This window comes from Roseiarcus sp. (assembly GCF_052145395.1).
GTDB lineage: Bacteria > Pseudomonadota > Alphaproteobacteria > Rhizobiales > Beijerinckiaceae > Roseiarcus.
The window spans coordinates 1-4,501 of sequence record NZ_JBKQOT010000122.1; the positions used below are offsets into that span (position 1 = coordinate 1).

Here is a 4,501-nt window from a genome sequence, read left to right on the forward strand (position 1 = left end):
GGGGGGGGAAGGGAATCCGGGCCGCGCGTCCCCCTCTCCCCCGGGGAGAGGGGGACGGCCAAAGGCCGCCGGGTGAGGGTCAGCCGGCGCGACCTCATTTCGTCTCGGTCTAGCGCGGAGGCGAAGACCCGATGACCTACGACTACAAGCTGTCGTGCACACTGCCCGCGTCCCCGGAGGCGGTCTACGACGCATGGCTCGACAGCGCGCGCCACGCGGCGATGACCGGCGCGCCTGCGGAAGTCGGCAAGCGCGTCGGGGACGCGCATTCCGCTTGGGACGGCTATATCACCGGCAAAATTCTGGAACTCGTTCCCGGCAGGCGGATCGTCCAGTCGTGGCGGACGACGGACTTCGCCGACGAAGACCCGGATTCGACGATCGCGATCGAACTCGAGCCGACGAAGACAGGCGCGCGACTGACGCTATCGCACAGCGGCGTCCCCGACGACCAGACCGCCTACGAGAAAGGCGGCTGGCGGGACTTCTACTTCGCGCCGATGAAGGCCTATTTCTCGGACGAAAAGCGGAAGGCGCGCGGGCCGCGGAGTCGTTCGTGAGGACCCATCGTTCGCCCACCGCCTCCGCCGCCGCGTGGCTCGGCGAGGCCGCCGCACGATGACAGATCTCATGGGACCGCAGCCGGCTAGCGGAGGCGCGCTGGCGGAAAACATTGTCCATTTCGCCCGGGCGCTTCGCGAGGCCGGCGTGCCGATCGGTCCAGGCGCCGTCCTGGATGCTCTCGCCGCCGTCGAGGCGGCGGGCTTCGGCGACCGGCGGGACTTCCACACCACGCTGCATGCGGTCTTCGTCAAGAAGCATGAGCACAGCCTGCTGTTCGATCAGGCGTTCGAGATCTTCTGGAAACGCAGGGGCCTGCTCGAGAAGCTGATCGCGATGATGTCGCCGCAGGCTCCGAGCCAGCGTCAGCCCCAGCGCGCCGAGGCGGGCGCGACCCGCGTCGCGGACGCGCTGCTCAAGTCGAACCCGGACGAGCCGAAGGCCGTCCCCTCGATCGACCTCGACGCGCGCTTTACGATGTCCGACCAGGAGATCCTGCGCGCCAAGGATTTCGCCCAAATGACCGCGGCCGAAATCGACGAGGCGCGCAAGCGCATCCGGGCGCTCACCATGCCCGACGACCGCCGGCGCACGCGCCGATTCGGGCCGACCGCTGAGCGGTTGCGCATCGATCCCCGCCGCAGTTTCCGGAGGTCGCTGCTGCCGGGAGGCGCAATCAACCTCACCTATCGCGCCCCGATCGAGCGCGCCCCGCCGGTCGTGGCGCTCTGCGACATTTCCGGCTCGATGAGCGAATATACGCGCCTGTTCCTGCATTTTCTGCACGCGCTCGGCGAAACGCGCCGCGTATCGACGTTCCTGTTCGGGACCCGGCTGACCAACGTCACCCGCGCGATGCGCGCCCGCGACCCTGATGAGGCGCTCGCCCAGACCGCGAAACTGGCGGTCGACTGGTCCGGCGGCACGCGCATCGGCGAAGCGATCGCGCGTTTCAACCGCGACTGGGCGCGCCGCGTGCTCGGCCAGGGCGCGGTCGTGATCCTGTTCACCGACGGCCTCGAAAGGGACGGCGTCGGCGACCTCGGCGTCGCCGTCGAACGGCTGCGCAAGTCGAGCCGGCGCCTGATCTGGGTCAATCCGCTGCTGCGGTTCGATGGCTTTTCCGCCCGGGCGCAGGGCGTCCGCGCGATCCTGCCGCACGTCGACGCGTTCCGTCCGATCCACAACCTCGCCAGCATGGCGGACCTGTGCGAAACGCTGTCCACGCGGCGGGACGACGGGAAAAATCCGAAGGCGTGGCTCGAAGCGGCGGCCTGACGGCGCTCAAGGCCTTGCGGCGGGCGCAAACGACGCCCAATTTAGCCGCTGGCAGGGCCGGGGGAGCGAAGGAGCGCGGATGAGCGACTCAGACGTCGAGACGGTTACGGGCGCGGCGGCGACGATCCGCTTCGACGGTCGGCGGTGCATCCATGCGCGGCGCTGCGTCCTCGGGGAGCCCGGCGTGTTCAAGGCGAATGTGCAAGGACCATGGATTGATCCCGACGCGGCGAGCGCGGAGGCGCTGATGCGCGTCGCGATCAACTGCCCCTCGGGAGCGATTCACGTCGAACGTCATGACGGCGGCGCGAGTGAACCCAATCCGGAGGTCAACACCATCGCCTTGCGCGAGAACGGCCCACTGGCCGTTTACGCCGAGATCGTCCTGGCCGGCGAAAGCATCGGGACGCGCGCGACGCTGTGCCGCTGCGGCCAGTCGAAGGCCATGCCCTACTGCGACGGCTCCCACACCGGCGCAGGCTTTGTCGCGACCGGAGAGCCGCCGTCGTCGACGAGCGCGGCGCTCGCCAAGCGCGACGGCGCGCTGACGATCACGCCGTACAAGGACGGGCCGCTCGGCGTCGCCGGGCCGCTCGAAATCATTTCGGGGACGGGTCGGACGATCGATCGGGTGGAGCGGGCGGCGCTGTGCCGTTGCGGCCATTCCGAGCGAAAGCCATTCTGCGACGGCGCCCACGCGCGAGTCGGATTCGTCGCCCCGTGAAGGAACAAGCTGGAAAGGCCGTTACGCTATGCTGAACCGAGAAGACAACGTTTTGTCAGCGGCGGAAGCCTGGCGCAAATCGGGTCGCGATGTGGCGATCGCGACGGTCGTCGAGACCTGGGGCTCGGCGCCGCGTCCAGTGGGGTCGCATCTGGTCATCGACTCCGACGGCAATTTTCTCGGCTCGGTCAGCGGCGGCTGCGTCGAAGGCGCCGTGGTCGAAGAAGCGGCCGACGTGATCGCCACCGGCGCGCCCCGCATGCTGGAGTTCGGCGTAGCGGACGAGACTGCATGGCGCGTCGGCCTCTCCTGCGGCGGCCGCATCCGGGTTTATGTCGAAAAGCTGAACTGATGCGGCTTGACGTTCTCAAGGCGATGAACGCCGCGCGGCGGGAGCGGCGGGCGGGCGTCATGATCACGCGCCTCGCCGACGGGGATCAGCGCTTCGTCGAGGCCGCCGGCTTCGGCGCCGATCCGCTGGCGGACAGCCTCGAAACGGCGCTGCGCATGGGCAAGAGCGGCGTCGTTTCGCTCGGCGGCGCCGAATATTTCCTGACGGTCCAGGCGCCTTCGCTCCGCCTCACGCTGATCGGCGCGGTCCACATTTCCCAGGCGCTCGCGCCGATGGCGCGAATTGCCGGCCTCGACGTGACCGTCATCGATCCCCGCACCGCCTTCGCCACGCCGGAGCGCTTTCCCGATACGCCGGTCGTCGCCGAATGGCCTGAAGACGCGCTCGCCGCAGCGCCGCCCGACCGGTTTACCGCCGTCTGCTTGCTCACCCACGATCCGAAAATCGACGACCCGGCGCTTGTCGTCGCCCTCAGGGCGGACTGCTTCTATATCGGTGCGCTCGGCTCGAAGAAGACGCACGCGAAACGGCTCGAACGGATGCGGGCGAGCGGGTTCGACGACGCGGCGCTCGCCCGCATTCACGCGCCGATCGGCCTCGACATCGGCGCCGTCAGTCCGGCCGAGATCGCGGTGTCGATCATCGGCGAAATCGTCGCCGCGCAGCGCCGGAGGCCGCTGCGGTCCGAGGCCGCCGCGCCATGAAATTCGGCGCCGTGCCCATCAGCGAGGCGGATGGCGCCATTTTGGCGCATGCGGTGCGAATCGACGGACTGGCGCTCAGGAAGGGAGACGTCGTCACGCCGGAGCGCCGGAAACGGCTCGCCGACGCGGGCGTTGAGACCGTCGTCGCCGCCCGCCTCGAGGACGGAGACGTCGGCGAGGACGTAGCCGCCGCGCGCCTCGCGCGGCGCCTCGCGGGACGGAACGTGCGCTGCGCGGCCCCCTTTACCGGACGCGTCAATCTTTTCGCCGAGGCCGCGGGACTTGCGATCTTCGATCGCGACGCCATCGACCGGGTCAACGCGATCGACGAGGCGATCACGGTCGCCACGGTTCCCGCCCATCGCGCCGTGGAGGATGGCGACATGGTCGCGACCGTCAAGATCATCCCGTTCTCGACGCGCGAGAGAACGCTCGAAGCCGCGCTCGAAGCCCTCGGGCCGTCTGAAGCGGTTTCGGTTGCGCCGTTCCGCCCGCTGCGCATCGCCGTCGTCTCGACGCTCCTGCCGGGGCTAAAGGAAAGCGTCGTCGACAAGACGCTGCGGGCGCTCAAAGTCCGGCTCGCGCCGACGGGCGCGCGCATCATCGAACATGTGACGAGCCCGCACGAGGTCGCGCCGCTCAGCGAGGCCCTTCGGCGCCTCGAACCGTCGGCCGACGTATTGGTCGTGTTCGGCGCTTCCGCGATCACCGACAGACGCGACGTCATTCCGGCCGCCATCGAAGCCTTCGGCGGTCGCGTCGAGCGTTTCGGCATGCCGGTCGACCCCGGCAACCTGTTGCTGCTCGCGTCCCGTGGCCAGAAGCCGATCATCGGCGCGCCGGGCTGCGCGCGGTCGCCGAAGGAGAACGGCTTCGACTGGG

General features: G+C 69.3%; 6 protein-coding genes. All 6 read left to right on the forward strand.

Translation table 11 applies throughout. The features are described 5' to 3' along the window. The first annotated feature begins 131 nt into the window (after window positions 1-131). Complete coding sequence (locus tag ACLP25_RS04420) at window positions 132-560, forward strand: SRPBCC domain-containing protein (RefSeq protein WP_442468016.1); 429 nt, start codon at window positions 132-134, stop codon at window positions 558-560. A gap of 58 nt (window positions 561-618) precedes the next feature. Further along, the gene (locus tag ACLP25_RS04425; protein ID WP_442468017.1) at window positions 619-1,839 is read left to right on the forward strand and encodes a vWA domain-containing protein; all 1,221 of its coding nucleotides are present in this window, start codon (window positions 619-621) and stop codon (window positions 1,837-1,839) included. A 79-nt stretch (window positions 1,840-1,918) separates the two neighbouring features. Beyond that, window positions 1,919-2,563 carry a CDGSH iron-sulfur domain-containing protein gene (locus tag ACLP25_RS04430; protein WP_442468018.1) on the forward strand — a complete coding sequence of 215 codons (645 nt, stop codon included), beginning with the start codon at window positions 1,919-1,921 and terminating at the stop codon, window positions 2,561-2,563. 28 nt (window positions 2,564-2,591) lie between these two features. Beyond that, on the forward strand, window positions 2,592-2,915 hold the full coding sequence (locus tag ACLP25_RS04435) for an XdhC family protein (RefSeq protein WP_442468019.1): 324 nt from the start codon (window positions 2,592-2,594) through the stop codon (window positions 2,913-2,915). Beyond that, complete coding sequence (locus ACLP25_RS04440; RefSeq protein WP_442468020.1) at window positions 2,915-3,619, forward strand: XdhC family protein; 705 nt, start codon at window positions 2,915-2,917, stop codon at window positions 3,617-3,619. Before ACLP25_RS04435 ends, ACLP25_RS04440 begins: the two co-directional genes overlap by 1 nt. Next, window positions 3,616-4,501 (forward strand): molybdopterin-binding protein (locus ACLP25_RS04445; RefSeq protein WP_442468021.1); only part of this gene is annotated, 886 nt, incomplete at its 3' end. The genes ACLP25_RS04440 and ACLP25_RS04445, both read left to right, overlap by 4 nt.

Coding starts and splice junctions, on each gene's coding strand:
- ACLP25_RS04430 (WP_442468018.1), top strand. CDS start 1,919: ATGAGCGACTCAGACGTCGAGACGGTTACGGGCGCGGCGGCGACGATC.
- ACLP25_RS04425 (WP_442468017.1), top strand. CDS start 619: ATGACAGATCTCATGGGACCGCAGCCGGCTAGCGGAGGCGCGCTGGCG.
- ACLP25_RS04440 (WP_442468020.1), top strand. CDS start 2,915: ATGCGGCTTGACGTTCTCAAGGCGATGAACGCCGCGCGGCGGGAGCGG.
- ACLP25_RS04435 (WP_442468019.1), top strand. CDS start 2,592: ATGCTGAACCGAGAAGACAACGTTTTGTCAGCGGCGGAAGCCTGGCGC.
- ACLP25_RS04420 (WP_442468016.1), top strand. CDS start 132: ATGACCTACGACTACAAGCTGTCGTGCACACTGCCCGCGTCCCCGGAG.